The following is a 26,214-nucleotide window of genomic DNA, read 5'->3' on the forward strand; positions in this document are numbered from 1 at the left end:
TTCAGCCGCTAAACCAGCGCTGCGGCCGGGGATGGATGTTCTGCCAGATGTGTTTGGGCTCTCGGTACTCGTCCAGGCCGGTCGGCCCCAGCTCCCGGCCCGTGCCCGAGTGCCCGAAGCCACCCCATTCCGCTTGCGGCACGTAGGGGTGGTAGTCGTTGATCCACACCGTGCCGTGGCGCAGCCGCCGGGCGACGCGCTGGGCCTTGCCGGCATCCTGCGTCCAGACGGCGCCGGCGAGTCCGTACTCGGTGTCGTTGGCGATGCGTACGGCATCGTCCTCGTCGGTGAAGCGTTCGATGGTCAGCACGGGTCCGAAGGACTCCTCGTGCACCACCCGCATGTCCTGCGTGCACGCGTCGAGCACGGTCGGCGGGTAGTAGTGGCCGCCGGCCAGGCCGGGGTCGGCGGGCCGCTTCCCGCCGCAGCGCAGTACGGCGCCCTCGGCGATGCCCGCGGCGACGTACGCCTCGACCTTCGCCAGGTGCTGGGCGGAGATCAGCGCTCCGGTCTCGGCGTCGGCGTCGAAGGGCCCGCCCAGGCGGATCTGCCGGGCGCGGCTGACGACCTCGTCGACGAAGCGGTCGTGCAGCGAGTCCTCGACGATCAGCCGGGCGCCGGCCGAGCAGACCTGCCCGGAGTGCAGGAAGACCGCGGTGAGGGCGAAGTCGACGGCCGTCTCGAAGTCGGCGTCGGCGAAGACGACATTGGGGTTCTTGCCGCCGAGCTCCAGCGCCACCTTCTTCACGGTGGCGGCGGCGGTGGCCATGATCCGCTTGCCGGTCTCCAGGCCTCCGGTGAAGGAGACCATGTCGACGCGCGGGTCCTCGGACAGCGGGGCGCCCACCTCCGGGCCGGTGCCCAGGACGAGGTTGGCGGCGCCGGCCGGGAGCCCGGCCTCCTCCAGCGCCTTCATCAGCAGAATGGAGGTGGAGGGGGTGAGCTCGCTGGGCTTCAGAACGATCGTGTTGCCGGCGAGGAGCGCCGGGGCGACCTTCCAACTGGCCTGCAGCAGCGGGTAGTTCCAGGGGGTGATCAGTCCGCACACGCCGACCGGCTCGTACACGACCCGGCTGACGGCGTCGTCGCGGCCGGTGTCGATCACCCGTCCGGCGTCGGTGCCGCCGATCCCGCCGTAGAAGCGGAAGCAGGAGACGACGTCGGCGATGTCGTACTCGCTCTCCACCAGCCGCTTGCCGGTGTCCAGCGACTCGGCGCGGGCGAATTCCTTGGCGTCGCGCTCGAGGATGTCGGCGGTGCGCAGCAGCAGTGCGCCGCGCTCACGCTCGGGGGTGCGGGGCCAGGGGCCCTCGTCGAAGGCCCGGCGGGCCGCGGCGATCGCCGCCTCCGTGTCGGGACGCGTCCCTTCCGCCACGGTCGCCGAGAGGGTGCCGTCGGCGGGGCAGCGGATTTCGCGGCGCCCGCCGGCCACCGGCTCGCGCCACTCTCCGTCCACATACAGATCTGCCACGCGCCAAGCCTTTCAACTGAAATTCGTTGCGCATCGTGCATTCAATTGCTTGTGGTGGAACACCCTGACGAATGACCAGACAGACGTCAAGAGGTTGGCGGATGACGATTTCGCAAGGGGCCCAATGCCCCTTCCTCTCTTGACCGAGGAGCCCACCGGGCTGACCATGTTGCGTATCGCTCACCTTGTTGTGCAATACGCACCGATGGAGGCCGCACATGTCCCCTCGCCCGCAACCTGGCCGTGAGTTCGTCCTCACCCTCTCGTGTCCCGACAGCGCGGGACTGGTCCATGCCGTGAGCGGCTTCCTCGTCAGGAACTCCGGCAACATCCTGGAGAGCCAGCAGTTCGATGATCGACTCCAGGGCCGTTTCTTCATGAGGGTCCACTTCGACGTTTCCGATCCAAACGCGGATCTGGAAACCCTGCGTTACAGGTTCGGTCCGGTCGCCGAGGCCTACCGCATCTCCTGGAAGCTGTGGGACGCCTCGACCCCGACCCGGACGCTGATCATGGTGTCCAAGTTCGGCCACTGCCTGAACGACCTGCTCTTCCGGCGCCGCACCGGCGCCCTCAACATCGAGATCCCCGCGATCGTCTCCAACCACCGGGACTTCGAGGGCCTGGCGGAGACCTACGGCATCCCCTTCCACCACATCCCGGTGACCAGGGAGACCAAGCCGGAGGCGGAGGCGCGGCTGCTGGAACTGGTGGGCGAGCTGGACGTCGACCTCGTGGTGCTCGCACGCTACATGCAGGTCCTCTCCGACGACCTGTGCAAGCAGCTGGAAGGCCGCGCCATCAACATCCACCACTCCTTCCTGCCCAGCTTCAAGGGCGCGCGCCCGTACGTCCAGGCCTACGACCGCGGAGTGAAGCTCGTCGGCGCGACGGCGCACTACGTGACCTCGGACCTGGACGAAGGCCAGATCATCGAGCAGGACGTGGTCCGCGTGGACCACTCCCTCGACCCCGGCGAGCTGGTCACGGTCGGCCGGGACGTGGAGGCCCAGGTGCTCGCGCACGCGGTGAAGTGGCACAGCGAGAGCCGCGTGATGGTGGACGGCAACCGCACGGTGGTCTTCCGCTGAGCGGTACGACACGGCGGTGGGCGGAGCTGGACTTCCAGCTCCGCCCACCGTTCGTATACAGCCGCCGGCCTGCTGCACCCAGCCCGTCCGGCGTTCGAGGACGAGGCCGTTCAGGCCGAAGCGGGGGCCTGGGGGCAGCAGCCCCCAGCACGCCCACTGCACCCCCCTCAACCCCCGAGCCGCTCCAGCAGCGCGCAGCGCCACGCCTCCGTCTCCGCGATCTGGTTGAACGTGAACAGGTGCAGCCCGGCCACCCCCGCCGAAGGCGCCGTGAGGGCCCCCTCACTGCGCTCCAGCAGCCGCTGCGGTGAATAGCCCCCCGGGGCAGCGAACCGCAGGAACCACGACGCGTGCTTCGTCAGGAACCGCGTCGACTCCCCCACCCCGATCTTCGTCGCCATCGCCAGCAGCTTGGTCCGCTGCACGGGCCCGGCGACACCCACGTACACGGGCAGGGCGACGTCCCGCCGCCGTATCCGGGCGATCCAGTCCCCCAGCACGCGCGGATCGAAGCAGAGGTTGCTGACGATGTACGTGGCATGGGCGCGCTTGTCCCACATCGCCTGGATGGTGATGTCGTCGTGGAGGAGAGGGTGGCTCTCGGGGTAGCCGGTGATGCCCACGTGGGCGAAGGGGTCACCCAGCTCGCCGAGCCTGCGCAGCACCGGCAGGGCCCCGTCGTAGGCCCCGGCCGGCGGGTCCGCGTCGCCCGCCGGCACGAAGACGTCGTCCACGCCCGCCGCGCGCAGCCGCTCGGCGACCTCCTTCAGATGCACCTCGTCCCGCAGCAGCCGTGCGGGCACGTGCGGCACGACGCGGTAGCCGTGCGCCGCGAGCCGGTCCGTCAGGTCGAGGGTCGGCTCCAGGCCCTTGACCGGCGACGCCGTGACCGTGACCACGACGTCGCGCGGGACATGGGCGAGGACCTTGTCCTCGGTGGCCTTCGCGGGCAGCACCTCGTAGCGGACGCTGTCCAGCAGCGCCCTCAGCCCGGTGGCGTCCAAGGCCTACCCGGCCTGCTTCTGGGCGTCGCGGTGGCGGTAGTACGCGGCCTTCGAGGGGGCCAGCGGCTCCTTGCCGAGGATCAGGTCGGCGGCCTTCTCGGCGACCATCATCACCGGGGCGTAGATGTTGCCGTTGGTGACGTACGGCATCACCGACGCGTCGACGACCCGCAGGCCCTCCACGCCGTGCACCCGCATGCTGGCGGGGTCGACGACGGACATCTCGTCGGTGCCCATCTTGCAGGTGCAGGAGGGGTGCAGCGCGGTCTCGCCGTCCTTGGCGACCCAGTCCAGGATCTCCTCGTCCGTCTCCACGGACGGGCCGGGCGAGACCTCGCCGTTGTTGTACGGCGCGAGAGCGGGCTGGTTGAGGAGCTTGCGGGCGACGCGGATCGCCTCGACCCACTCCCTGCGGTCCTGCTCGGTGGAGAGGTAGTTGAAGCGCAGCGCCGGGTGTTCGCGCGGGTCCTTGCTCTTGATCTTCACGGAGCCGATGGCGTCGGAGTACATGGGGCCGACGTGGACCTGGTAGCCGTGGCCGCCGGCGGGCACGGAGCCGTCGTAGCGGACCGCGATGGGCAAAAAGTGGAACATCAGGTTGGGGTAGTCCACGTCCTGGTTGCTGCGGGCGAAGCCGCCGGCCTCGAAGTGGTTCGTGGACGCCGGGCCCTTGCGGAACAGCCACTGCAGGCCGATGAAGGGGGCACGCCACTTGGCCAGATACGGCTGCATCGAGACGGGCTGCTTGCAGGCGTACTGGATGTACACCTCCAGGTGGTCCTGCATGTTCTCGCCGACGCCCGGCAGATCGTGCACGACGTCGATGCCGAGGGCGCGCAGCTCCTCCGCGTTGCCGACGCCGGACAGCTGCAGCAGCTGCGGGGAGTTGATCGCGCCGCCGCACAGGATGACTTCCTTGGCGCGCACCTGCTGCTTGGCGCCCTTGCCGCGCTGGTACTCGACGCCGACGGCCTTCTTGCCCTCGAAGAGGACGCGGGTGACCAGGGCGCGGGTCGTGACGGTGAGGTTGGGCCGCTTCCTGGCGGGCTTGAGGTACGCCTTCGAGGCCGAAAGACGGCGTCCGCGGTGGACGTTGCGGTCGAACTTGGCGAAGCCCTCCTGCCGGTAGCCGTTGACGTCCTCGGTGGGGGCGTAGCCCGCCTCCTGGGTGGCCTTGAGGAAGGCGCCGAAGAGGGGGTTGGTGGCCGGGCCGCGCTCCAGGACGAGCGGGCCGTCGTGGCCGCGGAACTCGTCGTCCGGGTCGGCGGCCAGGCAGTTCTCCATCCGCCGGAAGTAGGGCAGACAGTGCGCGTAGTCCCAGGTCTCCATGCCGGGGTCGGCCGCCCAGCGCTCGTAGTCCATGGGGTTGCCGCGCTGGAAGATCATGCCGTTGATGCTGCTGGAGCCGCCGAGCACCTTGCCGCGCGCGTGGTAGATGCGCCGGCCGCCCATGTGGGGCTCGGGCTCGGACTCGTACTTCCAGTCGTAGAAGCGGCTGCCGATCGGGTACGTCAGTGCCGCGGGCATGTGGATGAAGACGTCCCAGGGGTAGTCGGAGCGGCCTGCCTCCAGGACCAGCACCTTGTTCGCCGGATCGGCTGAGAGTCTGTTCGCCAGTGCACTGCCGGCCGAACCGCCGCCGACGATGACGAAGTCGTATTGGGGAGCCATGGTGCCTCGTCTCGCTCGCGCCGTAGATACGCGAGGCATGCTAGTACCAGTAGCGCTATACGCACTAGGTTGCGAGCCACGCAACTTACGGGGTGTTCATTGCGCCACGGTTACTTGCAGTGGCGTTGTTTACTGCGCGTATAGTTTCGGAGTGAGCAACCACAGCCAAGGCACCGAAACGTCAAATTCGCAGGCCGGCGGAGTGCAGTCGGTCGACCGAGCCATCAGCGTCCTGGAGATCCTCGCGCAGCGCGGCGAGGCAGGAGTCAGCGAGGTGGCCGCCGAGATCGATGTTCACAAGTCCACCGCCTTCCGCCTGCTCGGCGCCCTGGAGGCGCGCGGTCTGGTGGAGCAGGCGGGCGAGCGCGGCAAGTACCGGCTCGGCTTCGGCATCGTACGCCTGGCCGGCGCGGTGACGGGACGCATCGACATCACCCAGCAGGGCCGCCCGGTCTGCGAGCGGCTCGCCGAGGAGATCGGTGAGACGGTGAACATCGCGGTGCTGCAGGAGCACTACGCGATCAACCTGTACCAGGTGCGCGGCCCCGGAGCGGTCACCGCGCACAACTGGGTCGGTCAGCTGACCCCGCTGCACGCGACGTCGAGCGGCAAGGTCCTGCTCGCATACCTGCCCGCCAAGGAGCGCGCCGCGCTGCTGGCCGAGGCGGGTCTGAAGAAGGTGACTCCGCACACCATCACCGCGAAGGCGAAGCTGGAGAAGCATCTCGCCGAGGCGCGGGAGGCGGGCTACGCCTGGACCATGGAGGAGCTGGAGATCGGTCTGCACGCCATGGCCGCCCCGGTCCTGGACCGGGACGGCGAGGTCATCGCGGCGGTCACCGCCTCCGGGCCCTCGTACCGCTTCACGGAGGAGCGGATGCGCGAGCTCGCGCCCGTGCTGATCAAGGGTGCGGAGGAGATCAGTCACCGCATGGGCTACCTGGGCTGAGTCACCCCTGGGAGAGGCCCAGACGCTCGTTGACCCAGTCGTGGAAGGCTCCGATGTGGTGCTCGCTGGGCACCAGCACGCCTCCCTTGGCGTACATCCGGGAGCTCATGCCGGGCTGTGTGCGCTCGCACGCGTCGAAGTCCTGGCGGTTGACGCGGTCGAAGAGCTCCACGGACCGGCTGACGTCCTTGCCGCTCTCGACGACGTGCGGGAGGTAGAGCCAGTCGCACTCGACGATGGTGCGGTCGACGGCCACCGGGTACATCCGGTGGAAGATCACATGGTCGGGGACGAGGTTGATGAAGACCTGCGGCCTGACCGTGATCGCGTAGTAGCGGCGGTCCTGGTCGTCGGCGACCCCCGGGATACGGTCCAGGCCCTCGGACCCGTCGACGGTGAAGCCCTGCACCTCCTCACCGAACTCGGCGCCGTGCCCGACGTAGTACTGCGCCGCGTATCCGTCGGCGAACTCGGGGAGCACCTCGGTGAGTTCGGGGTGGATCGTGGCGCAGTGGTAGCACTCCATGAAGTTCTCGATGATGAGCTTCCAGTTCGCCTTGACGTCATAGACGATCCGCTTGCCGACGGAGAGGTTGTCGATGTCGTAGTGCTCGATCGACTCCACGTCGCCGAGGCGGGAGATCACCTCGCCGATGACGTCCTCCTCGAAGGAGGGCGGGTTCTCCGCCAGGCACACCCAGACGTAGCCGAGCCATTCGCGCACGGCCACGTTCACCAGGCCGTACTCGGTGCGGCCGACGTCGGGCATCTTGGTGAGGTTGGGCGCGGCGACCAGCTTGCCGTTCAGGTCGTACGTCCAGGCGTGGTACGGGCACTGGAACGCCCGCTTGACCTCGCCGGACTCCTCCGTGCACAGCTTCGCGCCGCGGTGCCGGCACACGTTGAAGTACGCACGGATCGAGTTGTCACGGGCGCGGGTGACGAGGATGCTCTCGCGGCCGACGTCGACGGTGCGGAAGGCGCCGGGCTTGGCCAGCTCGGAGGAGCGTGCGACGCAGAACCACATGGTCTCGAATATGCGCTCCTGCTCCTGGGCGAAGATCGCCGGATCCGTGTAGGAGGAGCCGGGAAGGGTGGCGATCAGGCTGTCCGGCAGGCTGGTCGAGGTCACGGTGCACTCCTCGGGGACGTCGTGGTAGGGGCGCCCCACAGTGGCGGGGGCTGTACTGATACGGGGCTCCGCCCCGTGGGCGCGACCAGCCAAAATGGCGCCGCAGAAGAAAGACGACACATCACGGCACTCACAGCGAAACGCTCAGCTGCTTGCGCCAGCGGGTGAACAGCCGCGGCTGGTTCATCCCGAGCACGGCGACCGGCTGTCCGGCACGCCGGTAGACGGCCAGGACGTCGCGGTCGTCCGCAGCGCCTTCCTCGACCGTCACGCTGTCGGCGCCGGCCGCATGACCGGCGAACTGGATCTTCACGCCGTACTGGTCGGACCAGAAGTACGGCGGCCGGGGCACACCCGGCTCCACCGCGCCGCCCGCCAGCAACGTGGCGATGGCGGCGTCCGGGCGCTCGCGCGCACCCGTCCAGTGCTCGACGCGGCGATGGGCGCCTGCCCGGGGGTCGTACCAGTTGGCGCAGTCGCCGACCGCGACCACGCCGGCCAGGCTGGTGCGGCCGTCCGCTCCGCACTTCACGCCGTTGTCGAGCGCCAGGCCGGAGCCTTCCAGCCACTCGACGCACGGGCGCGCACCCACGCCGACGACGACGATGTCGGCGGGGACGCTGCGGCCGTCCTCCAGCAGCACCGCGTCGACCTGACGCTCACCGCTGAGCCCCTTGACGCCCACGCCGCACAACAGCCGTACGCCGTGATCCGCATGGAGCGCGGAGACGATGGCGCCCATCCGCTCGCCCAGCGGGCCGGCGAGGGGCGTCGGTGCCGCCTCGATCACCGTCACGTCGAGCCCGAGGGCGTAGGCGGTGGAGGCGACCTCGGCGCCGATGAAGCCGCCACCGATCACCACCAGCCGCCCGCCGCGGCCGAGTTCGTCGCGCAGGGCGCGGGCGTCGTCCAGGGTGCGCAGGGTGTGCACTCCGGAAAGGCCCTCGGCGCCGGGCAGAGTGCGCGCGGCTGCGCCGGTCGCGATGACGATGCCGTCGGCCCGGAGCTCACTGCCGTCTGCGAGCCGCAGGGCGCGCCGCATGCGGTCGAGTCCGGTGGCGCGGGCGCCGAGCAGCCACTCGGCCCGCAGGTCCTCGTCGTCCGTCTCCAGCACGAGGTCGGCCTCGCCGATCGTGCCGGCCAGGAACTCCTTGGACAACGGGGGCCTGTCGTACGGACGGTGGGTCTCGTCGCCGATGACGACGAGCCGCCCGTCGTAGCCCTGCTTGCGCAGTGAGCGCGCCGCCGACAGCCCGGCCAGCGAGGCGCCGACCACGGCGACCGTCCTCACGCGGGACCCCCGGCCAGGCGGGAGGCGATGCAGGGCGGCAGATTGGGAGCGTCGGTCGACACCTGGACGTAGATCATGCCGTCCTCGACCACGACCTCGTGCGTCCGCACCGGCAGCTTGGCCGGCGGGGCGTCGACGGCGCCGGTTCGCAGGTCGAACTTCGAAGCGTGCAGCGGGCATTCCACCTCGCAGCCCTCCAGCCAGCCGTCGGCGAGCGAGGCGTCCTGGTGGGTGCAGGTGTCGTCGATGGCGAAGACCTCGCCGTCGTCGGTATGGAACACCGAGACCGGCGGATCGATGTCGAGCCGGAAGGCCTCACCTCGCGGAAGATCCACGAGACGGCACACGGGAATCATCATGACACCTCGGTGCGTATAACGAAACGGATTGCGGTAAGCGCAACATCAGTCTGGGGTCGCCCTGAACCCTTGTCAAGGAGTTCAGAGGCCCTGATGACCCCTGCCAGATGTTGCTTTTCGCGCAACTTGGGGCGCGATAAGCAACAATCTCAGGGCAGGGGCCGACACCGGAATCAGTGCCTTCGAGCAGGTCAGCAGGTCAGCGACCGCGCACGATCCAGTCCTGCAGGTGCGGGGCCTCCGCGCCGATAGTGGTCGTGTCCCCGTGGCCGGTGTGCACGACGGTGTCGCCGGGCAGGGACAGCAGCCGTTCCCGGATGGAGTCGATGATGGTCGGGAAGTGGCTGTACGACCTTCCCGTGGCCCCTGGCCCGCCGGCGAAGAGCGTGTCACCGCTGAACAGCGCGCCGAGCGCCGGAGCATACAGACAGACCGCTCCGGGGGCATGGCCGGGCGTGTGCAGCACGGTCAGGTCGACGCCCGCCACCGTCAGGACCTGACCGTCGGCCAGTTCGGCGTCGGGCGCCCGCTCCGGGTGGGTCTGCTTCCACAGCGGCAGGTCGTCGGGGTGGAGGAGAACCGGGCCGCCGGTACGGGCCGCGAGGTCGGGGGCGGCGTCGATGTGGTCGTTGTGGGCGTGGGTGCACACGACGGCCCGCAGGGTCCGGCCGCCGACGGCCTCGGCGATCACCCCGGCGTCATGGGCCGCGTCGATCACGATGACCTCGCGGTCGTCGCCGACGATCCACACGTTGTTGTCGACGTCCCAGGTGCCGCCGTCCAGCGAGAACGTGCCCGAGGTGACGAGATGCTCGATGCGGGCGGCCATCAGAGCACCACCACCGAGCGCAGGACGTCGCCGCCGTGCATCCGCTCGAATGCCTTCTCCACCTCGTCCAGGGCGATGGTCTCGGTGACGAAGGCGTCCAGGTTCAGACGGCCCTGCAGATAGAGGTCGACGAGCATCGGGAAGTCGCGGGAGGGCAGGCAGTCGCCGTACCAGCTCGACTTCAGCGCGCCGCCGCGGCCGAAGACGTCCAGCAGCGGCAGCTCCAGCTTCATCTCCGGGGTGGGCACACCGACCAGGACGACCGTGCCGGCGAGGTCGCGGGCGTAGAAGGCCTGCTTGTACGTCTCCGGGCGGCCGACCGCCTCGATGACGACGTCGGCGCCGTGGCCGCCGGTCAGCTCGCGGATCGCCTCGACGGGGTCGGTCTCCTTGGAGTTGACGGTGTGGGTCGCGCCCAGCCGGCGGGCGGTCTCCAGCTTCCGGTCGTCCAGGTCCACCGCGATGATCTTCGCGGCGCCCGCCAGGTTCGACCCCATGATCGCGGCGTCGCCGACGCCACCGCAGCCGATGACCGCCACGCTGTCGCCGCGGCCGACGTTGCCGGTGTTGATCGCGGCACCGATGCCCGCCATCACGCCGCAGCCCAGCAGTCCGACGGCGGCCGCGGACGCGGACCGGTCGACCTTGGTGCACTGCCCCGCCGCGACCAGCGTCTTCTCCGCGAACGCACCGATGCCCAGCGCCGGGGACAGCTCGGTGCCGTCCTCCAGGGTCATCTTCTGCTTGGCGTTGTGGGTGTTGAAGCAGTACCACGGCCGCCCGCGCAGACAGGCCCGGCACTGCCCGCACACGGCACGCCAGTTGAGGATCACGAAGTCACCGGGGGCGACGTCGGTGACACCCTCCCCCACCGACTCCACCACGCCCGCGGCCTCGTGGCCGAGCAGAAAGGGGAAGTCGTCGTTGATGCCGCCCTCGCGGTAGTGCAGATCGGTGTGGCAGACCCCGCAGGCCTCGACCTTCACCAGCGCCTCGCCCGGTCCGGGGTCGGGCACGATGATCGTCTCCAGGCTGACGGGGGCGCCCTTGCCCCGCGCGACGACTCCACGGACCTGGTGCGTCATGGCCACTCCTCGGATGGTACGAGATCTGAGTCAGAAGTTGCTCAATGCGGCACACATCTCATGTGCCGCAACACAGCATCGTGGAGCGCCGACCGGGGGTCAAGGTCTCGGATGCGCCGTTCGACCGGCGCCGTCGCCGCCCGACCGGTGATAGCGTTGCCCGGAATTTACGGAGAGCCGATGGAACGACGCCAGCTGGAATACTTCATCGCCGTTGTCGAACACGGCGGATTCACAGCCGCGGCCATTGCACTCCATGTCGCACAACCCTCCCTGTCGCATGCGATCCGGGCGCTGGAGCGAGAATTCGGCGGCAGCCTTTTTCACCGGCTGCCGCACGGCGTCGTACTCACCGCGGCGGGTGAGGCGCTGGTTCAACCGGCGCAGCAGGTGCTGCGGGATCTGTCCACGGCCGGCGCGCTGGTCCGCGAGGTCCTCGGACTCAGCGGCGGCCGGCTCGACATCGTTTCGCAGACGACCCTGTCGGTCGATCCGCTCGCCGGCCTGCTGGGACGCTTTCACCGCGCGCATCCCAAGGTCTCCGTGCGCGTGGTCGATCCGGAGCGGGGAGCCGCCGTGGCCCTCATGGTCGCGGCCGGCCGGTGCGAGCTCGGCCTGGTGGACGCCTCGGTGCCCACGGCGGACCTGAGCAGCATCGACCTGCCGGCACAGGAGATGCATGTCGTCCTGCCCCCGGACCACCCGCATCCGGCCGGCCCCACCATCACCTCGCGCGAACTCGCCGCGCTGGACCTGATCGTGACCCCGCCGGGCACCGAAACCCGTGCGGCGCTGGACGACGTGTGCACCGCGCTCGGCGTTGCGCCGCGGATCGTGGTGGAGACCGCGCACCGGGCGATGATCGTGCCGCTTGTCCTCTCCGGCGTCGGCGCGTCCCTGCTGCCCACCTCCATGGCCCAGGACGCAGCACTCCGCGGGGCCCGCATGCTCTCCAACCGTCCACGACTGCTGCGCCACGGACGGCTGGTCTGGCGCTCGGGCCCGCTGTCGCCCGCGGCCCAGGCGTTCGTGGACCTGGCATCCTCCCCCGCCCCGCCGCCTCCGCAGGTAGAGAACCTTTAGGCATAGAAGCTTTCTACCGCCTTCATTCAAAACCGGTTCAGGCGGATTCACGCTCTGTTGTTGACCGGCTTCGACGGCGAATGCCATTTTTACTCCACCGCTGGCAGACCGGCCGGAAGTCCAGCCCCATCACGCCGACAATTCGGCGAGGAAAAAAGCGTGTGACATTTCCGCGGCAGACCCCAACGGAGAAATACATGACCGAGTTCGACGCCGGACGGCACATACTCCCCCGGCCGGACGCCCGCCGGCCCCTGACGACCGCGATGGACGTCCACGACCAGGAGTCAGCCTTCACTCCGATCGGTCCGGTCCCTCCACCGCAGGGCGCACCCAACGTGGTGATCGTGCTCGTGGACGACCTCGGCTTCGGTACCTCCGGCGCCTTCGGCGGACCGTGCGAGATGCCGGCCGCCGAACGACTCGCCGACGGGGGGCTGCGCTACACCCGCTTCCATGTCACGGCCCTGTGCTCACCGACCCGGCAGGCCCTGCTGACCGGACGCAACCATCACTCGGTCGGCATGGGCGGCACCACCGAGATGACCACCGCGGCCCCCGGCTACAACGGCTTCAGGCCGCGCAGCGCGGCGACCATGGCCCAGATCCTGCAGGGCAACGGCTACAGCACGGCCGCATTCGGCAAGTGGCACCAGACCCCGCCGCGGGAGATCAGCGCGGTCGGCCCGTTCGACCGCTGGCCCACCGGGGAAGGGTTCGACACCTTCTACGGCTTCATGGGCGCCGAGATGAACCACTGGTACCCGCTGCTGTACCAGGGCACCACTCCGGTCGAGCCGGACCGCCGCCCCGAGGACGGCTACCACCTCTCCGAGGACCTCGTCGACCACGCCATCGACTGGGTCCGCACCCAGCGCACGCTCACTCCGGACCGCCCGTTCTTCACCTACCTCGCGCTCGGCGCCGCACACGCTCCGTTGCACGTCGGCCGGGAATGGCAGGAGAAATACCGCGGACGCTTCGACCACGGCTGGGACCACCAGCGCGAGGTGACCCTGCGGCGGCAGAAGGAACTCGGTGTCGTGCCCGAGGACGCGGAGCTTGCCCCCTGGGCCGAGGGCGTCCCCCATTGGAACGAGCTCACCGACAACCAGCGCCGGTTGGGTGCCAGGTTCATGGAGACATTCGCCGCCTTCACCGAACACGCCGACGTACAGGTCGGCAGGTTCATCGACGCGCTGGCGGAACTCGGCGAGCTGGACAACACCGTCGTCCTCTACATACTCGGCGACAACGGCGCCTCGGGCGAAGGCGGCATCGAGGGAACCGTCGTCGAGCACCGGCTCGGGCACGGCGTGGTGGACGACCCGGACGAGATGATCGAACACCTCGACGAGATCGGCGGCCCGCGCAGCTACCCGATCGCCCCGGCGGGCTGGGCGCTGGCCCTCAACACCCCCTACCAGTGGACCAAGCAGGTCGCCTCGCACTTCGGCGGCACCCGTGACGGCATGATCCTGCACTGGCCCGGCGGGGTCCCCGAACGCGGCGGGCTGCGTCACCAGTTCTCCCATGTGATCGACGTGCTGCCGACGATCCTGGACTGCGCGGGGATTCCGGCACCGTTCAGCGTCGACGGGGTGCCGCAGCAGCCCATGGAGGGCACGAGCATGTGGCGCACGCTCGCCGATCCCCGGGCGCCGGAGCATCGCCGTACGCAGTACTTCGAGATGTGCGGCAACCGGGGCATCTACCACGAGGGCTGGATGGCCGTGACCCGGCACGGCATCCCCTGGGAGATGCTGCCGGACGGGGGCAAGCGGTTTGCCGACGACGTCTGGGAGCTGTACGACCTCGACCACGACTGGAGCCAGGCACGCGACCTCGCCGCCCGGCACCCCGACAAGCTGCGCCGGCTTCAGGACCTGTTCCTGATCGAAGCGGCGAAGTACCAGGTCTTCCCGCTGGACGACCGGGTCACCGAGCGGGAGAACCCCGCCGTGGCCGGCCGCATCGATCTGCTCGGCCACCGGACGTCCGTCACCTACCGCGCCGGAATGCGCCGGTTCACCGAGGAGACCACCCCCAACATCAAGAACCGCTCGCACAGCATCACCGCCGACGTCGACATACCGGGCGACGCGGCGGCCGAGGGCGTGCTCATCGCACAGGGCGGCCGGTTCGGCGGCTGGACCCTGTACGTCACGGACGGAAAGCCGGCGTACGCCTACAACTACTTCGGGATGAGCGTGTACACCGTGCGCGCCGCCGAGCCCCTGGCGCCGGGACGGCACGAGATCCGGCTCGAGTTCGACTACGACGGCGGAGGACTCGGCAAGGGCGGCACCGCCGTCCTCATGGTCGACGGCGTGAAGCAGGCGACCGGACGGATCGAGCGCACCATCCCGTACTACTTCTCCTTCGACGAGACCCTCGACGTAGGAGCGGACCTGAGCACACCGGTGACGGACGACTACCCCGCCCTGGACAACGAGTTCACCGGAGCCATCCACACGGTCCGCATCGACCTGGACGGCGCCACCGCCGAATCGCCCGACTACGACGGCGGGCTGCACCGCCGGGTCATGGGGGCCCAGTGAGCTGCTGTACGCCGTCCGGCGACCGGTCGGCAGACCTGCCCTCGCCCCGGCCGGCCACCCTGCACCGGGCGAGCACCGAGGGCATGGTGGCCGTTCCCGCCGGCGAGTTCCTCATGGGCAGCCAGGACGCGCTCGCCTACCCCGCCGACGGCGAGGGCCCGGTGCGCACGGTCTTCGTCGACGCCTTCCGGATGGACGCCTGCACGGTGTCGAACGCGCAGTTCGCGCGCTTCGCCGCCGACACCGGGTACCGCTCCGGCGTGGAGCGGATCGGCTGGTCCTTCGTCTTCGCCGGTCTGCTGCCCGACGACTTCCCGCCGACCCGGGCGGTGGTGGGCGCGCCCTGGTGGCGGCAGGTCGAGGGGGCCGACTGGCGGCATCCCGACGGACCGCACTCCACCTGGGAGGACCGGGCGGATCATCCGGTGGTGCACGTCGACTGGGACGACGCCCGCGCCTACTGCGCCTGGGCCGGCAAGCGCCTGCCCACCGAGGCGGAGTGGGAGCGCGCCGCCCGGGGCGGCCGGCACGGCAAGGTGTTCCCCTGGGGCGACGAGCTCGAACCGGGCGGTCGCCCCCGGATGAACGTCTGGCACGGCGCCTTTCCCCAGCGGCATCCGACAGCCGACGGCTGGTACGGCACCTGCCCCGTCGACGCCTTCGAACCGGGCGGCTTCGGCCTGTACAACGCCACGGGCAACGTATGGGAGTGGTGCGAAGACCTCTTCTCCCCCTCCCTGAACGGACAGCTGCGGGTCACCAAGGGCGGCTCCTATCTGTGTCACGCGTCCTACTGCCGCCGCTACCGGGTCGCCGCGCGGCAGGGCCTGCCCCCGGACTCGGCGACCGGCAACGTGGGCTTCCGGTGCGCTCTGGACATGGCCTGATCACTCATCGACTTCATCCCTCGGACAACGGCGCGACGCATCGCCGTACAAGGAGCAGGACCATGGCAAAGAGAACAGCGCGCCGACGCGCCGGCTCGGCGGGCATGGCGGTACTCGGCCTCACCCTCACTGCTTGCGGCGGCGCGAAGGTCGGTGACAGCGCGGCCGGCGCGGGCAGCAGCCCGGGCAGGTGCGGCACCTTCAACCTCGCGGTCAACCCCTGGGTGGGCTACGAGGCCGATGCGGCGGTCGTCGGCTACGTGGCCGAGCACAGTCTGGGCTGCAAGGTCGAGAGGAAGGACCTCAAGGCGGAGATCGGCTGGCAGGGGTTGGAGACGGGTGAGGTCGACGCCATCCTGGAGAACTGGGGCCACCCGGACCTGGAGAAGAAGTACATCACCCAGCAGAAGACCGCCGTCGGCCTCGGCCCGACCGGCAACAAGGGCATCATCGGCTGGTACATCCCGCCGTGGCTGGCCAAGGCACACCCGGACATCACCGACTGGAAGAACCTCAACAAGTACGCGGCCCAATTCAAGACCTCCGAGTCGGGCGGCAAGGGCCAGCTGCTGGACGGCGACGCCTCGTACCAGACCAACGACGCGGCGCTGGTGACGAACCTGAAGCTGGACTTCAAGGTGGTGTACGCGGGCAGCGAGACCGCGCTCATCCAGGCCTTCCGCACCGCCGAGAAGAACAAGCAGTGGGTGATCGGCTACTTCTACGAGCCGCAGTGGTTCTTCTCGGAGGTACCCCTGGTCCACGTCAAGCTGCCCAAGTACACGGCGGGTTGTGACGCCGACCCGGCGAAGGTCGCCTGCGACTACCCCGTGTTCGACCTCGACAAGATCGTCAGCACGAGCTTCGCCAAGTCCGGCAGCCCGGCCTACGACCTGGTGAAGAACTTCAGGTGGAGCAACGCCGACCAGAACACCGTGGCCAAGTACATCGCCGTGGACAGGATGACGCCGGAGGCGGCGGCGAAGAAGTGGACCGAGGCGAACCCCGACAAGGTCAAGGCCTGGCTCGGGTAGTCCGGCTCGACCGCGCAGGGTCAGTCGTCCGGGATGCCGGCGCCGCTGAGGGCCGGAACAGTGGCCTCCGGCCGGGTGAGGGAGCGGGCGCGGAGGCGGAACTGGTCGAGTTTGTCGACGATGGTCCGGCCGACGGGGGTGTGGCCCCAGATGCTGATGCCGTGGTGGGTGGTGGGCTGCCAGGTGGTCTCGTCGATGACGACGGGGGTTCCAGCCGACCTCCCACTCGAAGCCCGAGGGGTGCGGGCGTAGTAGGACAGCTCCTTGTCGTTGGTGTGCTGTCCCACGGAGAGAGCCATGTCGAAGCCGAGTTCGCACACGCGCCGGTAGCTCTGGGCAAGGTCGTCGAGAGTGGCCGTCTGGATGTTGAGGTGCTGGACGCGGGTGCGGACCGGGTCGATCGGCAGGCCGCGGACGGCGGCGATCGCGATGGCGTGATGGCGTTCGTTCACCCGCAGGAAGCGGATCTTGAGCTTGACTCCGCTGATGGTCTCGTCGATGTAGTCGGTGAGGCGGGCGTCGAAGACGGTGTTGAAGTAACCGCGCAGCTGGGCCGGCTTGGTGGAGGTGATCGCGACATGGCCCATGCCGGGGTCACCGGTGACGAAGCCCGAGGCCAGCATGCGCAGCGGCGCGGGCGACTGCACGGGGGTGGTGTAGATCTCCTGGGTGATGCCCTTGGGACCGGGGAAGCGCAGGAGGCGTTCGACTCCGCGCAGGCCGGCTTCCTCGGCGCTGCCTTCGACGCAGGGGACACCGTGGGCCCGTATCCGCGCCTCGATCTGCTCGAAGCTGCCGTGGTCGTCCGATGTGCCAGCCGGTGACCACGACGTCCTCGGCGGGGCCGCGCTGGACCAGGAAGCGGCACTCCTGCTCGTCGAGGCGGAAGCGCATCAGGTCGCGGGAGACGGGGTCGTGGTGCATGCCGATGGCGTCGGTGCCGAAGCGCTGCCAGTCGGTGAAGCGGTTGGTCTCGATGACGAGGTAGCCGAGGTGGACGGCGCCGAAGACGGAGGAATCAGTGGTCATCGCCGGCCAGCCAGGAAGTCGGCGCACAGGCGGTTGAACAGTTCGGCGCGCTCCCACTGCACCCAGTGACCGGTGTTCGCGACCATGTACAGGTCGCAGTTGGGCATGCGTTCGGCCAGCATGAGCCCGCCCTGCGGGCGGTTGACCTTGTCCGCCGCGCCCCACGGCACCAGGGTCGGGACGGCCAGCCGGGTCAGGCCCCTTTCGCGGTCCCGGTTGCCTAGCCATTCCTTGGCCTTGGTGTCGGCGCTGATCACCGGCTGGGCATCGTTGAGGAACGCGGCGGCGGTGGCATTGAGGTGGGTGAACTGGGCATCGCGGTCCGGATGGCTGATGCCCTCTGTTGTCTTCGCGGTTCCCTGCAGGCTGTAGCCCAGGGTGTGCAGCAGGTGTCCGACGGTTGAAGCGCTGACCGGGTGGCCCTGTGTGGTGAGGGCCGAGGCCAGGGCCCGTAACGACAGCGTGGTCCACCGCAACGGGGAGACGGGGTCGCCTCGGGTGTGCGGCTCGATCAGTGACTCCAGCGCGGGCAGCAGACCAGGGTCGGTGTCTGTCAGCCGCTTGCGGCCCGCACCTGGAGCCCGGACCCGCAGGGTCGGTGCGGGGCAACCGGCCAACTCGGCCATGCCTCGCGCGATGGTTGCAGTGCCGGTGCCGGTGCCGGAGGCGGCGGCGACCCGGACGATCCCGCCGCGGCCGAGGGCCGTCGCCTCACTGGCCAGGTACAACCGACGGCGGCGCTCATCAAGGTGCGGCAGGATCTGATCGAACTTGGCCCGCAGAGCATGAGCGGCAACGCGGCCCGACAGACACGGAGTCATATCTCAGACTCCCACCAACACCCCTCTGCCGAGCACTTATTGAAATACGGGCCCCTTCCGTGCCGGAGTACTGCCGCTGCACCCCGGCTGAGACGGTGCCCTTCTTGATGAACCCGGTGTCGTCGATGATCAGCACCCCGGCGGTTTCCCCGAGCTTCTCGGCGACGTATCCCTGCAGGTCATCGCGGGCCTCGTCGGGGTTCCAACACGCCCGGCCCAGCAGATGCTGCAATCCTGCGGGGGTGTGGTGACCGGCATGCTCGGCCAACTGCCAGCTGTGCTTCCGGCCTACCGGTCCGAGCAGGCCGTGCACGTAGGCCCGCATCCGCCGCCGAAGATCCACCCGCCCGAAGCGGTGACCGATCCGCACCAGCAGCTCTTCCAGTTCCGCCAACCAGACATCGGGCCGCACGTCATCTTGCACGACAAACACAACGGTCCGCCGCACCCGAAGTCACGAACTCCCGCCACCTGACGGCATATCAGCCAAGTACACTCACCAACACGCTCCTGACCAGCAGGAATAGCGAACTGCGACTGGAGTACTAAGCCGGGGCGAGCCGGGCACACGCCGGGGCCCTGGGGAGCGAAACCCTCTGATGTATCGATCTTGACGCGGCCCTGAACGCCCCGGTACGTTGCGCGTCCAGTGATCTTCGGGATTAAAGGATTGGACGACATGGGGATTCGCAAAAATATGCGGAGCGTCCTGATTGCCGGGATTCTGCTTGGGGCATCATCCATCTTCACGCCAGCCACTCAGGCTGACGCTGCAGCTGGGCAGTACCACTTGAACCTCGGTCAGAAGCTGACCGTCGGGAAGTGCATCGTGTCCACTGCTGGACAGCGCGGGGCTGTCGCAAAGCTTTGCATGGGCAGTTATGCCAACGCGCTCATCTACTACAAAGGTGTTCTCGTGGATGAGTTCGGACCGAATCACGTGACGTCGGCTCAGCCCAGGGCTTACATCACGCTCGCGTCCGACCACAACGTCAAGATTTATAAGTACTCCGGTGGGCCACTTCTGTTCAACAGCAGGACCGCCGGGAGATTCCCTGCGACCCAGCTGTGGATCGACTCCTGCGCGGCTCTTCCCTACTGGAACGTCGCCCTGGTCAAGCCTGGAAGCTTCAACTGGCCCTGGAAGGGCGAACACTGCGTTGGCTAGTTGTACCCAGCCAGTCGGGTAGGACCGTCGCATTGCTGCGACGGTCCCCCCTCAGAACCGGCCGTGTGGGCTTTCCCGCAGCTCGGCGCAAGCAAGCCCCAGAGGCTCACAGACGTGCAGTGCCGCAGGCCGAGTGGATGAGACGGAGCTACGCCCCGTCCGACGTGTCGATCCCGCGATAGGTGATCGCCTGGCGGGTGCCCCGCAGCCATCGCTCCCATTCACGGGCTCACCCGGCCCACGGTCGGCACCCTTTTCGGGTCCGGGCATCCGCCCGTATCCGGCCAGTTATGCGGGACTCGGCGGAGGTGCCGATGCTGTGTCCCGGTTTCCTGCTGCCTTTCGGCGGCCGGCGTTGGCTTCTTGGGCCGTCCTGCACCCGCTGGGGAGCTGGGCCTCCCTTACGGTCGGCTGACCAGCCCAACACGTCTGGACCCCAACGGGGTTGTCGCGTTCCGCACGCGTGAGATGCGAACGGGGTGGGCGCCCTCATTACCCCGGGACGATGGCGTCCTCCCGGCCGACTCGGGGTCTTCGGCCGGCACCTGCCGCTTCTCAGTGGCCAGTCCTGCACCCCGCTCTTGCTTCCCATCTGCGAGGCTTGCCATCACGGAGCATCGTTGAGGGTTCAGTGAGCTTCACCCGTCCGGGCAGCGACTGGCCCTTCGCCCTCACCGCGGCCGGGCAGTACTTCGCGGACGGCCTGGACACCGGCGCGATCCCGGCACGCTGGTGGCCGTCAACCGCAGCAACGCCGAAGCCCTGTTCCCGCGCCTGGGCGGCGGCCCGGTGTCGGCTCCGGCCCAGTCCCCCGCCGTCCGTCTGCGTCAGTCCGCCCGACGGGCCGGGGCGCGGCTCTTCTTCAGGCTCGTCCAGTCGGGCACCCGGTGAAGCCGGAGACTCAGCGGCCCAACCGTCGCCGTACCCGACGAACTTGCCCGTTGTCCGCGACCGAGTCGAGGAGTCGGCGGCCGGTGCCGGGCTGGTACGCCGGGCCCTCCAGGCGGAGCAGGGCGCCGTCGCGGACGACGGCGTGGGCGACCGGCGTCTGCGTCTTCGGGAGGGTGACCGGGTGGCGGCCGGCCGGGAGGGCGAGACGGGCGGGCAGGCGCAGTTCGGCCGTTGTGCCGTCGGCGGCGGGGATCAGCTCGGCGTCCAGTGTCAGGGCGGAGACCGTGACCTTGATGCGAGCCGGGGCTCCGCCCGACCCCGTCGCCACGAACGGCAGCGGGAGCGAACGTCCGCCGCGTCCGGTGTTCGCCGCGGCGGCGTCGGCCGTGTCGGGGCCGAGCCTGCGCTGGCGCTGGTCCATGTCGAGGGCGAGCTGGCGGCCGGCCGTCCAGTACGGGAGCGCGAGGCGGCCGCCGGTCAGCGCCGGGCCCGTGGCCGGGGCGCCCGGGGTGCCGCTGCCTATGACGCGGGCCATCCGGTCCACGCCGAGGAGTTGGACGTACGCCCACACGTCGTGCACCCCGCGCTCCAGCGGACGGCCGCCGGCCAGACGCTCGGGATCGAGGAGCAGCCGTCCGGAGGCGACCAGCCGTGAGCGGCCCTCGCCGAGCGGTTCCAGGCGCACCTCCAGGTCGCCCTCGGGGTACCACCAGTCCTCCCGGTCCCGGTCCTTGACCACCAGTTCCGCGTACGCCAGCCGGAACGGGTCGCGGACCTCCCAGCCGTCCTCCGTGCCGGGCACGCCGGCCAGCAGCTCGGGGTCCAGCCATCGCCTGCCGTCCCGCTCGACGAGTACCAGCGGTTCGCCGTCACCGCGCAGCAGGTCGAGGGTGACGTCGGCAACCAGCCGGCCGCCCTCCCAGCGCAGCCCGCCGACCTCGCTGCGGGCCTTCACCTCGCGGACGCGCTCCGCGAGCACCACGGCGCCGTCGAAGTCGCCGCGTTCGAGGAGCTCGGAGCGTAGGCGGGACACGGTGGGCAGGCCTTCGCGTACGGCCGCCGGGAACTCCGTCAGCGCCAGTTCGCGGGCCGCCTCGAAGCGCTGTTTCTGCTCGCCCGGGTCCTCGCGGAGGATCTCCGGCTCGCGGGTGCGGGACAGGATCTCGACGTGGTAGAGGCGGTGGAGGAGGCGGTTCTGCAGAGCGTCGATGTCGTCGGAGGCCTCGGTGCCGTCCTTGATCTGGCGGACGATGGTGCGGCAGTTGGGCCAGAAGCCGTGCCGCGAGTTGAACCGGTGCTGGGTGTTGTTGCCGCCGTCGTCCCGCTTCATCCAGTAGTAGCAGGGGTAGTCGGCGAGGACCGAGATCCGCTCCGCCTTGAGGTAGGCGGCGCTGACGAAGAGCAGGTCCTCCAGGATCCAGGGGCCCTCGGGGAAGCGCAGGCCGTGCTCCTCGACGAAGGCGCGCCGGAACATCTTGTGCGGCGACATGCTCTGCATGAGCTCGTCGTTCTCGATGGTGCAGGCGTCCACCGTGTGCCGGAACAGCCGTCGGGGCCGGACCATCGTGCTGGACATCTTGCCGAGCACCACGTCGGCGTCGTTGCGCCTGGCGAACTCGTACAGCCGCTCCAGCGCCTCGGGGCCGAGGGTGTCGTCGTGGTCGACGAACTGGATGTACTCGCCCTGGGCGTGGCTCATACCCAGGTTGCGCGGTGCGCCGGGCCAGCCCGAGTTGGGGCGGGTGTGCACCTGCACGTTCGGGTGCTTCGCCGCGAGCTTCTCCAGGCGGGCCAGGGTGTCGTCCGTCGAACCGTCGTCGACGTAGATGACCTCGTACTCGTCGGCGGGGAGGGACTGCCCCAGCAGCGACGGCGCACACTCGTCGATGTACTTCCCGGTGTTGTACACGGGCACGACGACACTGACCTTGACTCTCGGCATCCCACAGACCTTACCCGCCCTGCCGGAAAGAGTGGATTCCTTGCCCGCCCGCACGATGCAGAACCTGAAGTGACGGTGTCGCGCAACCCTTTTCTTGGATGGCCTCGGCGACGTCATCCTGACCCCGTTGACGACTGCGGACCTGCCCTGACTCCCAGACCGAGGATACCTGCGCGCACCTTTTGACTCACGCTTCCCCTCTTTCTGCCTTTCCAGGTAGAAAAACGTTTGCCCAAACTGATCCGTGGGCGGGGCACGCGACAGGGCGCACCGCCTCCGTGCGACCGGTCGTACCCGCAGCCTCTCCGGGGGCGGGCCTCGTCCGGCCCGACATGGGTCGGAGGCAGTCCGCCCCTCCGTGTGCTTCCGCGTTCCCGGCCCCAGGTCGGGTCGGGGATGACGACAGGTGGAGAAGTGCGACAGCCTGGTCGCAAGGTGCCCTGCCGCAGACGTGCGGCAGCAGACGCACGGTGTGTCCCGGAGGGGGCTCGTCGATCGGTCGACGGACGCCGGACATGACTTCCGGCCTCGCACCTCGGCAGGGGGCGCCATCGTGCGGACCTTTCGCACCCGGCGTGTCCGGCCGGCCTGTACCCGCCGGGCCGGTCCCCTACGCGCCCTCGCAGCGGCTCAGCCCGGTTCGTGCGGCGGCTCAGGCGGCTCAGCTCGATTCGCGGACCACCAGGCGGCAGGGAACGCTGCGTACGCCCGGCTCCGGCTTGCCTCCGATGGCGTCGAGCAGCCGCAGTGCGGCCTGTCGGCCGATCTCGGCGAGGGCCGTGTCGATCGTGGTGAGCGGCGGACGGCAGGCCAGGGCCATGACGTCCCAGTTGTCGTAGCCCACGACCGCCACCCTGCCGGGGACGTCCACGCCGGTCTCGCGCAGGCTGTCGGCGACGCCCCTGGCGATCTGGTCATTGCCGCAGAAGAAGGCGTCCGTGTCCGGTGCGGTGCGCAGGACCGCGTCCGCGGCGCGGCGTCCCCATGCCTCGCTCCACTCGCCGAAGTGGACCCGGCCGGTGGAGAGCTCCAGCGAGGAGCGTTCGAGCAGGTCGACGGTGTGCTGGGCGCGGTCGCGGGCCGCCGCGTGATGGGCCGGGCCGGTCACGTGCGCGATCCGGGTGCGGCCCGTCGCCAGCAGATGCTCGACCGCCAGTTGCGCTCCGCTGCGGTCGTCGGACACGACGGACATGTCGTCCGGGTCGGTGGACGGCGAGAGTGCGTAGACCGTCGGTATCGGCTCGATGCCCGTCAAAGGAGGACGGGGGTCGGTGCGGCGGCCGGTGACGATGATGCCGTCGACCCGGCGGTCCATCAGGTTGCGCAGGTGGTGCTGCTCGCGGATGGTGTCGCCGCGGGTGTCGCACAGCAGCACGGAGATCTTCCCGGCGCCCAGCGCGTCCTCGGCGCCGAGCAGCACGGGCGTGCTGAAGCGGCCGATGCCGTCGGTCGTCATCAGCCCGACCGTCCAGCTGCGGCCCGTGTGCAGGCTCTGCGCATGCTGGTTGGGCCGGAAGTCGAGCGTCTCGACGGCGGCCAGGACCCGCTGCCGCGTCTCGGGCCGCATCCTGCCGCTGCCGCTGAGCGCTTTCGAGGCCGTCCCCACGCTGACGCCGGCCAGCTTGGCGACATCGGCGAGCTTCGCCCGCCCGACTTGGGAGGACCCTGACACGGCGGTCACGCGCAATCCTTTTCCTAGATGACGTCGGCGACGCACATCCTGGCATCCTTCCCGGTCGCTGGCCAGTCCCGACGGCGAGCCGGAAAAAACTTCCCACGGCCCTCTTGACTCAGGCTCGCCCGCTACCTACGTTTCCCGCAGAAAATCGTTTGCTCAAACGGGTTCGAGGAGCGGTGAGCCGCCGGTCCGTTCCCGGGACGCATGACATCCGACGTGCGCCGGACTCCACCCGTCTCCCCCTCTACCTCTTCGGAGAGCCATGCCCCGTCCGCGTTCCGCCGTGCCCTCCTCCACGTCCTCGGCCTCGCCCGAAACGGGGCGCGCCCCCATGGGCCCGGTTCGCCTCCGTCCGGGTGCCGGGACGGCCCTCGTCCCCGCCACCGTCGAGGTGGGTGCCGGCTTCTGGGGCGCCCGGCGGGAGGCCAACGCGCGCACCTCCATCCCCCAGGGCCCCGGGCTGCTGGAGTCGGCGGGGAACCTGCAGAACCTGCGCGTGGTGGCGGGCGCCGCCGAGGGCGTCTTCCAGGGCGCGTACCCGTTCGTGGATTCGGACGTGTACAAGTGGCTGGAGGCCGCGTCCTGGCAGCTCGCCCAGGAGACGCCCGAGGGCGACGCCCCGCTCGCGGCCGACGTGGAGCGGATCGTCTCCCTGGTCGCCGACGCGCAGCAGGCCGACGGCTATCTCAACACCTGGTTCCAGCTGCTCAAGGGCGGCGAGCGGTACAAGGACCTGCGCTGGGGCCACGAGCTGTACTGCGCCGGGCACCTGATCCAGGCGGCGGTGGCCCATCACCGGTCCACGGGACGCCCCGAACTCCTCGACGTCGCCGTGAAGTTCGCCGACCACATCGACTCGGTCTTCGGCCTCCCCGGCAGCGGCAAGCCGATCGACGGCGTCGACGGCCACCCCGAGGTCGAGACCGCCCTGGTGGAGCTGTACCGGGAGACCGGCGAACGCCGCTACCTCGACCTGGCCGGCTACTTCGTCGACCGCTTCGGTCACGGCCTGCTCGGCGGCGAGGCGTACTGCCAGGACCGTGTCCCGCTGCGCGAGGCGACCGACGTCGAAGGGCACGCCGTACGCCAGTTGTACCTGCTGGCAGCCGCGACCGATCTGGCGACCGAGACCCGGGACGCCGAACTGCGCGCCGCGGCGGAACGGCTGTGGTCGGCGATGACCGCCACCAAGACGCATCTGACGGGCGGACTGGGCGCGCACCACGACGAGGAGGACTTCGGCGATCCGTACGAGCTGCCCAACGAGCGCGCCTACTGCGAGACCTGCGCCGCGATCGCCTCGATCCAGTGGAGCTGGCGGATGGCTCTGCTGACCGGCGAGGCCCGCTACTCCGACCTCGTCGAGCGCACGCTGTTCAACGGCTTCCTCGCGGGCGTCTCGCTGGACGGCGAGAGCTGGCTGTACGTCAACCCGCTCCAGGTCCGCGACGGCCACACCGACCCCGGCGGCGACCAGTCCGCCCGCCGCACCCGCTGGTTCAAGTGCGCCTGCTGCCCACCCAACGTGATGCGCCTGCTGGCCTCCTTGGAGCACTACCTCGCCAGCGGCGACGGAGATGGCCTGCAGATCCACCAGTACGTCACCGGCCGCTACGCCGCCGGCGGCGTCACCGTCCGCTGTGAGACCGACTACCCCTGGCAGGGCACGATCGGGCTGACCGTGGAGGAGACGCCGGCCGACCGCTCCTGGACCCTCTCGCTGCGCATCCCGCAGTGGTGCGGCGAGTTCCGCGTCCGGTGCGGGGACACGGTGTACGACCGCACCGACGCACCGGTCAGCGACGGCTGGCTGCGGCTGGAGCGTACCTGGGCACCCGGCGAGCAGGTCGTCCTCGAACTCGGCCTGGAACCCCGCCTCACGGCCGCCGATCCGCGGGTGGACGCCGTACGCGGCTGCGTGGCGATCGAGCGCGGGCCGCTCGTGTACTGCCTGGAGCAGGTCGACCACCCCGGCGGCGGCCTGGACGACATCGTCCTCGACACCAACCGCCCGCTCGCCGTGAAGCACCGTCCGGAGCTGCTCGGCGGAGTCACCACCGTCGTGGCCGCAGGACACCGCCGGCAGATCCCCGACGCGGGCTGGTGGCCGTACCGGAGCGCGGAGGCCACCGACGCGCCGCCGGCCGACGAGCCCCTCGAACTGACCGCGATCCCCTACTACGCGTGGGCCAACCGCCAGGACGGCAGCATGCGCGTCTGGCTGCCCACCTCCTGAAC

The 26,214-nt window shown here is 69.6% G+C and carries 20 protein-coding genes and 2 pseudogenes; 9 read left to right on the forward strand and 13 right to left on the reverse strand.

Features of this window, described 5'->3' with window-relative positions; genetic code table 11:
• Position 1: 1 nt before the first annotated feature.
• The gene (locus LJ657_RS34765) at positions 2-1,471 is read right to left on the reverse strand and encodes an aldehyde dehydrogenase family protein (RefSeq protein WP_232652893.1); all 1,470 of its coding nucleotides are present in this window, start codon (positions 1,469-1,471) and stop codon (positions 2-4) included.
• Between the two features lie 218 nt (positions 1,472-1,689).
• Between LJ657_RS34765 and purU the strand changes: the two genes are divergently transcribed.
• The gene (gene purU / locus LJ657_RS34770; RefSeq protein ID WP_232652894.1) at positions 1,690-2,562 is read left to right on the forward strand and encodes a formyltetrahydrofolate deformylase; all 873 of its coding nucleotides are present in this window, start codon (positions 1,690-1,692) and stop codon (positions 2,560-2,562) included.
• 167 nt (positions 2,563-2,729) lie between these two features.
• On the opposite strand, the gene LJ657_RS34775 is transcribed toward purU, so the two are convergent.
• Together LJ657_RS34775 and betA are read right to left on the reverse strand one after the other, a co-directional pair.
• On the reverse strand, positions 2,730-3,566 hold the full coding sequence (locus LJ657_RS34775) for a methylenetetrahydrofolate reductase (RefSeq protein WP_232652895.1): 837 nt from the start codon (positions 3,564-3,566) through the stop codon (positions 2,730-2,732).
• 3 nt (positions 3,567-3,569) lie between these two features.
• Entirely contained in the window at positions 3,570-5,237 is a 1,668-nt protein-coding gene (betA, locus tag LJ657_RS34780; RefSeq protein WP_232652896.1) for a choline dehydrogenase, read from the reverse strand.
• 202 nt (positions 5,238-5,439) lie between these two features.
• Here betA and LJ657_RS34785 point away from each other — a divergent pair, with 202 nt between their 5' ends.
• Positions 5,440-6,186: an IclR family transcriptional regulator gene (locus LJ657_RS34785; protein ID WP_232653007.1), complete on the forward strand. Its 747-nt coding sequence runs from the start codon at positions 5,440-5,442 to the stop codon at positions 6,184-6,186.
• A gap of 1 nt (position 6,187) precedes the next feature.
• Here the strand turns inward: LJ657_RS34785 and LJ657_RS34790 are convergent, their stop codons facing one another.
• From LJ657_RS34790 to LJ657_RS34810, 5 genes are all read right to left on the reverse strand, one after another.
• On the reverse strand, positions 6,188-7,318 hold the full coding sequence (locus tag LJ657_RS34790) for an aromatic ring-hydroxylating oxygenase subunit alpha (protein ID WP_232652897.1): 1,131 nt from the start codon (positions 7,316-7,318) through the stop codon (positions 6,188-6,190).
• 130 nt (positions 7,319-7,448) lie between these two features.
• Positions 7,449-8,609: an NAD(P)/FAD-dependent oxidoreductase gene (locus tag LJ657_RS34795; RefSeq protein ID WP_232652898.1), complete on the reverse strand. Its 1,161-nt coding sequence runs from the start codon at positions 8,607-8,609 to the stop codon at positions 7,449-7,451.
• On the reverse strand, positions 8,606-8,968 hold the full coding sequence (locus tag LJ657_RS34800) for a bifunctional 3-phenylpropionate/cinnamic acid dioxygenase ferredoxin subunit (protein WP_232652899.1): 363 nt from the start codon (positions 8,966-8,968) through the stop codon (positions 8,606-8,608). Before LJ657_RS34800 ends, LJ657_RS34795 begins: the two co-directional genes overlap by 4 nt.
• A gap of 199 nt (positions 8,969-9,167) precedes the next feature.
• The gene (locus LJ657_RS34805; RefSeq protein ID WP_232652900.1) at positions 9,168-9,797 is read right to left on the reverse strand and encodes an MBL fold metallo-hydrolase; all 630 of its coding nucleotides are present in this window, start codon (positions 9,795-9,797) and stop codon (positions 9,168-9,170) included.
• Positions 9,797-10,882, reverse strand: coding sequence for an S-(hydroxymethyl)mycothiol dehydrogenase (locus LJ657_RS34810; RefSeq protein ID WP_232652901.1), 1,086 nt, complete (start codon positions 10,880-10,882; stop codon positions 9,797-9,799). Before LJ657_RS34810 ends, LJ657_RS34805 begins: the two co-directional genes overlap by 1 nt.
• A 111-nt stretch (positions 10,883-10,993) precedes the next feature.
• Here LJ657_RS34810 and LJ657_RS34815 point away from each other — a divergent pair, with 111 nt between their 5' ends.
• The 4 genes from LJ657_RS34815 to LJ657_RS34830 all read left to right on the forward strand — a co-directional run bounded on the left by LJ657_RS34815 (position 10,994) and on the right by LJ657_RS34830 (position 16,447).
• Entirely contained in the window at positions 10,994-11,965 is a 972-nt protein-coding gene (locus LJ657_RS34815) for a LysR family transcriptional regulator (RefSeq protein WP_232652902.1), read from the forward strand.
• A gap of 197 nt (positions 11,966-12,162) precedes the next feature.
• On the forward strand, positions 12,163-14,526 hold the full coding sequence (locus LJ657_RS34820; protein ID WP_232652903.1) for an arylsulfatase: 2,364 nt from the start codon (positions 12,163-12,165) through the stop codon (positions 14,524-14,526).
• Entirely contained in the window at positions 14,523-15,413 is an 891-nt protein-coding gene (locus tag LJ657_RS34825; protein ID WP_232652904.1) for a formylglycine-generating enzyme family protein, read from the forward strand. Before LJ657_RS34820 ends, LJ657_RS34825 begins: the two co-directional genes overlap by 4 nt.
• A 62-nt stretch (positions 15,414-15,475) precedes the next feature.
• The gene (locus LJ657_RS34830; protein WP_232652905.1) at positions 15,476-16,447 is read left to right on the forward strand and encodes an ABC transporter substrate-binding protein; all 972 of its coding nucleotides are present in this window, start codon (positions 15,476-15,478) and stop codon (positions 16,445-16,447) included.
• A gap of 20 nt (positions 16,448-16,467) precedes the next feature.
• Here the strand turns inward: LJ657_RS34830 and LJ657_RS34835 are convergent.
• From LJ657_RS34835 to LJ657_RS34845, 3 genes and pseudogenes are all read right to left on the reverse strand, one after another.
• Positions 16,468-17,476 (reverse strand): annotated as a pseudogene (locus LJ657_RS34835) (VOC family protein).
• 206 nt (positions 17,477-17,682) lie between these two features.
• Positions 17,683-18,297: pseudogene (locus LJ657_RS34840) on the reverse strand (ISAzo13 family transposase); the annotation flags it as partial.
• On the reverse strand, positions 18,221-18,709 hold the full coding sequence (locus tag LJ657_RS34845) for a transposase (protein WP_443735572.1): 489 nt from the start codon (positions 18,707-18,709) through the stop codon (positions 18,221-18,223). The pseudogene LJ657_RS34840 and the gene LJ657_RS34845, both read right to left, overlap by 77 nt.
• A gap of 267 nt (positions 18,710-18,976) precedes the next feature.
• Between LJ657_RS34845 and LJ657_RS34850 the strand changes: the two genes are divergently transcribed.
• Both LJ657_RS34850 and LJ657_RS34855 read left to right on the forward strand, forming a co-directional pair.
• Complete coding sequence (locus LJ657_RS34850; protein ID WP_232652906.1) at positions 18,977-19,465, forward strand: hypothetical protein; 489 nt, start codon at positions 18,977-18,979, stop codon at positions 19,463-19,465.
• A gap of 732 nt (positions 19,466-20,197) precedes the next feature.
• Complete coding sequence (locus LJ657_RS34855) at positions 20,198-20,356, forward strand: hypothetical protein (protein ID WP_232652907.1); 159 nt, start codon at positions 20,198-20,200, stop codon at positions 20,354-20,356.
• 10 nt (positions 20,357-20,366) lie between these two features.
• Here LJ657_RS34855 and LJ657_RS34860 read toward each other — a convergent pair whose 3' ends face one another.
• Together LJ657_RS34860 and LJ657_RS34865 are read right to left on the reverse strand one after the other, a co-directional pair.
• The gene (locus LJ657_RS34860) at positions 20,367-22,298 is read right to left on the reverse strand and encodes a glycosyltransferase family 2 protein (RefSeq protein ID WP_232652908.1); all 1,932 of its coding nucleotides are present in this window, start codon (positions 22,296-22,298) and stop codon (positions 20,367-20,369) included.
• A gap of 661 nt (positions 22,299-22,959) precedes the next feature.
• A complete protein-coding gene (locus LJ657_RS34865; protein WP_232652909.1) occupies positions 22,960-23,979 on the reverse strand; it encodes a LacI family DNA-binding transcriptional regulator in 1,020 nt (339 codons plus the stop codon).
• 259 nt (positions 23,980-24,238) lie between these two features.
• On the opposite strand from LJ657_RS34865, the gene LJ657_RS34870 reads away from it, so the two are divergent.
• Positions 24,239-26,212, forward strand: a complete 1,974-nt coding sequence (locus LJ657_RS34870) for a glycoside hydrolase family 127 protein (RefSeq protein ID WP_372488012.1) — start codon at positions 24,239-24,241, stop codon at positions 26,210-26,212.
• The last annotated feature ends 2 nt before the right edge of the window (positions 26,213-26,214 follow it).

This window comes from Streptomyces guryensis, assembly GCF_021261325.1.
GTDB classification, from domain to species: Bacteria; Actinomycetota; Actinomycetes; order Streptomycetales; family Streptomycetaceae; genus Streptomyces; species Streptomyces guryensis.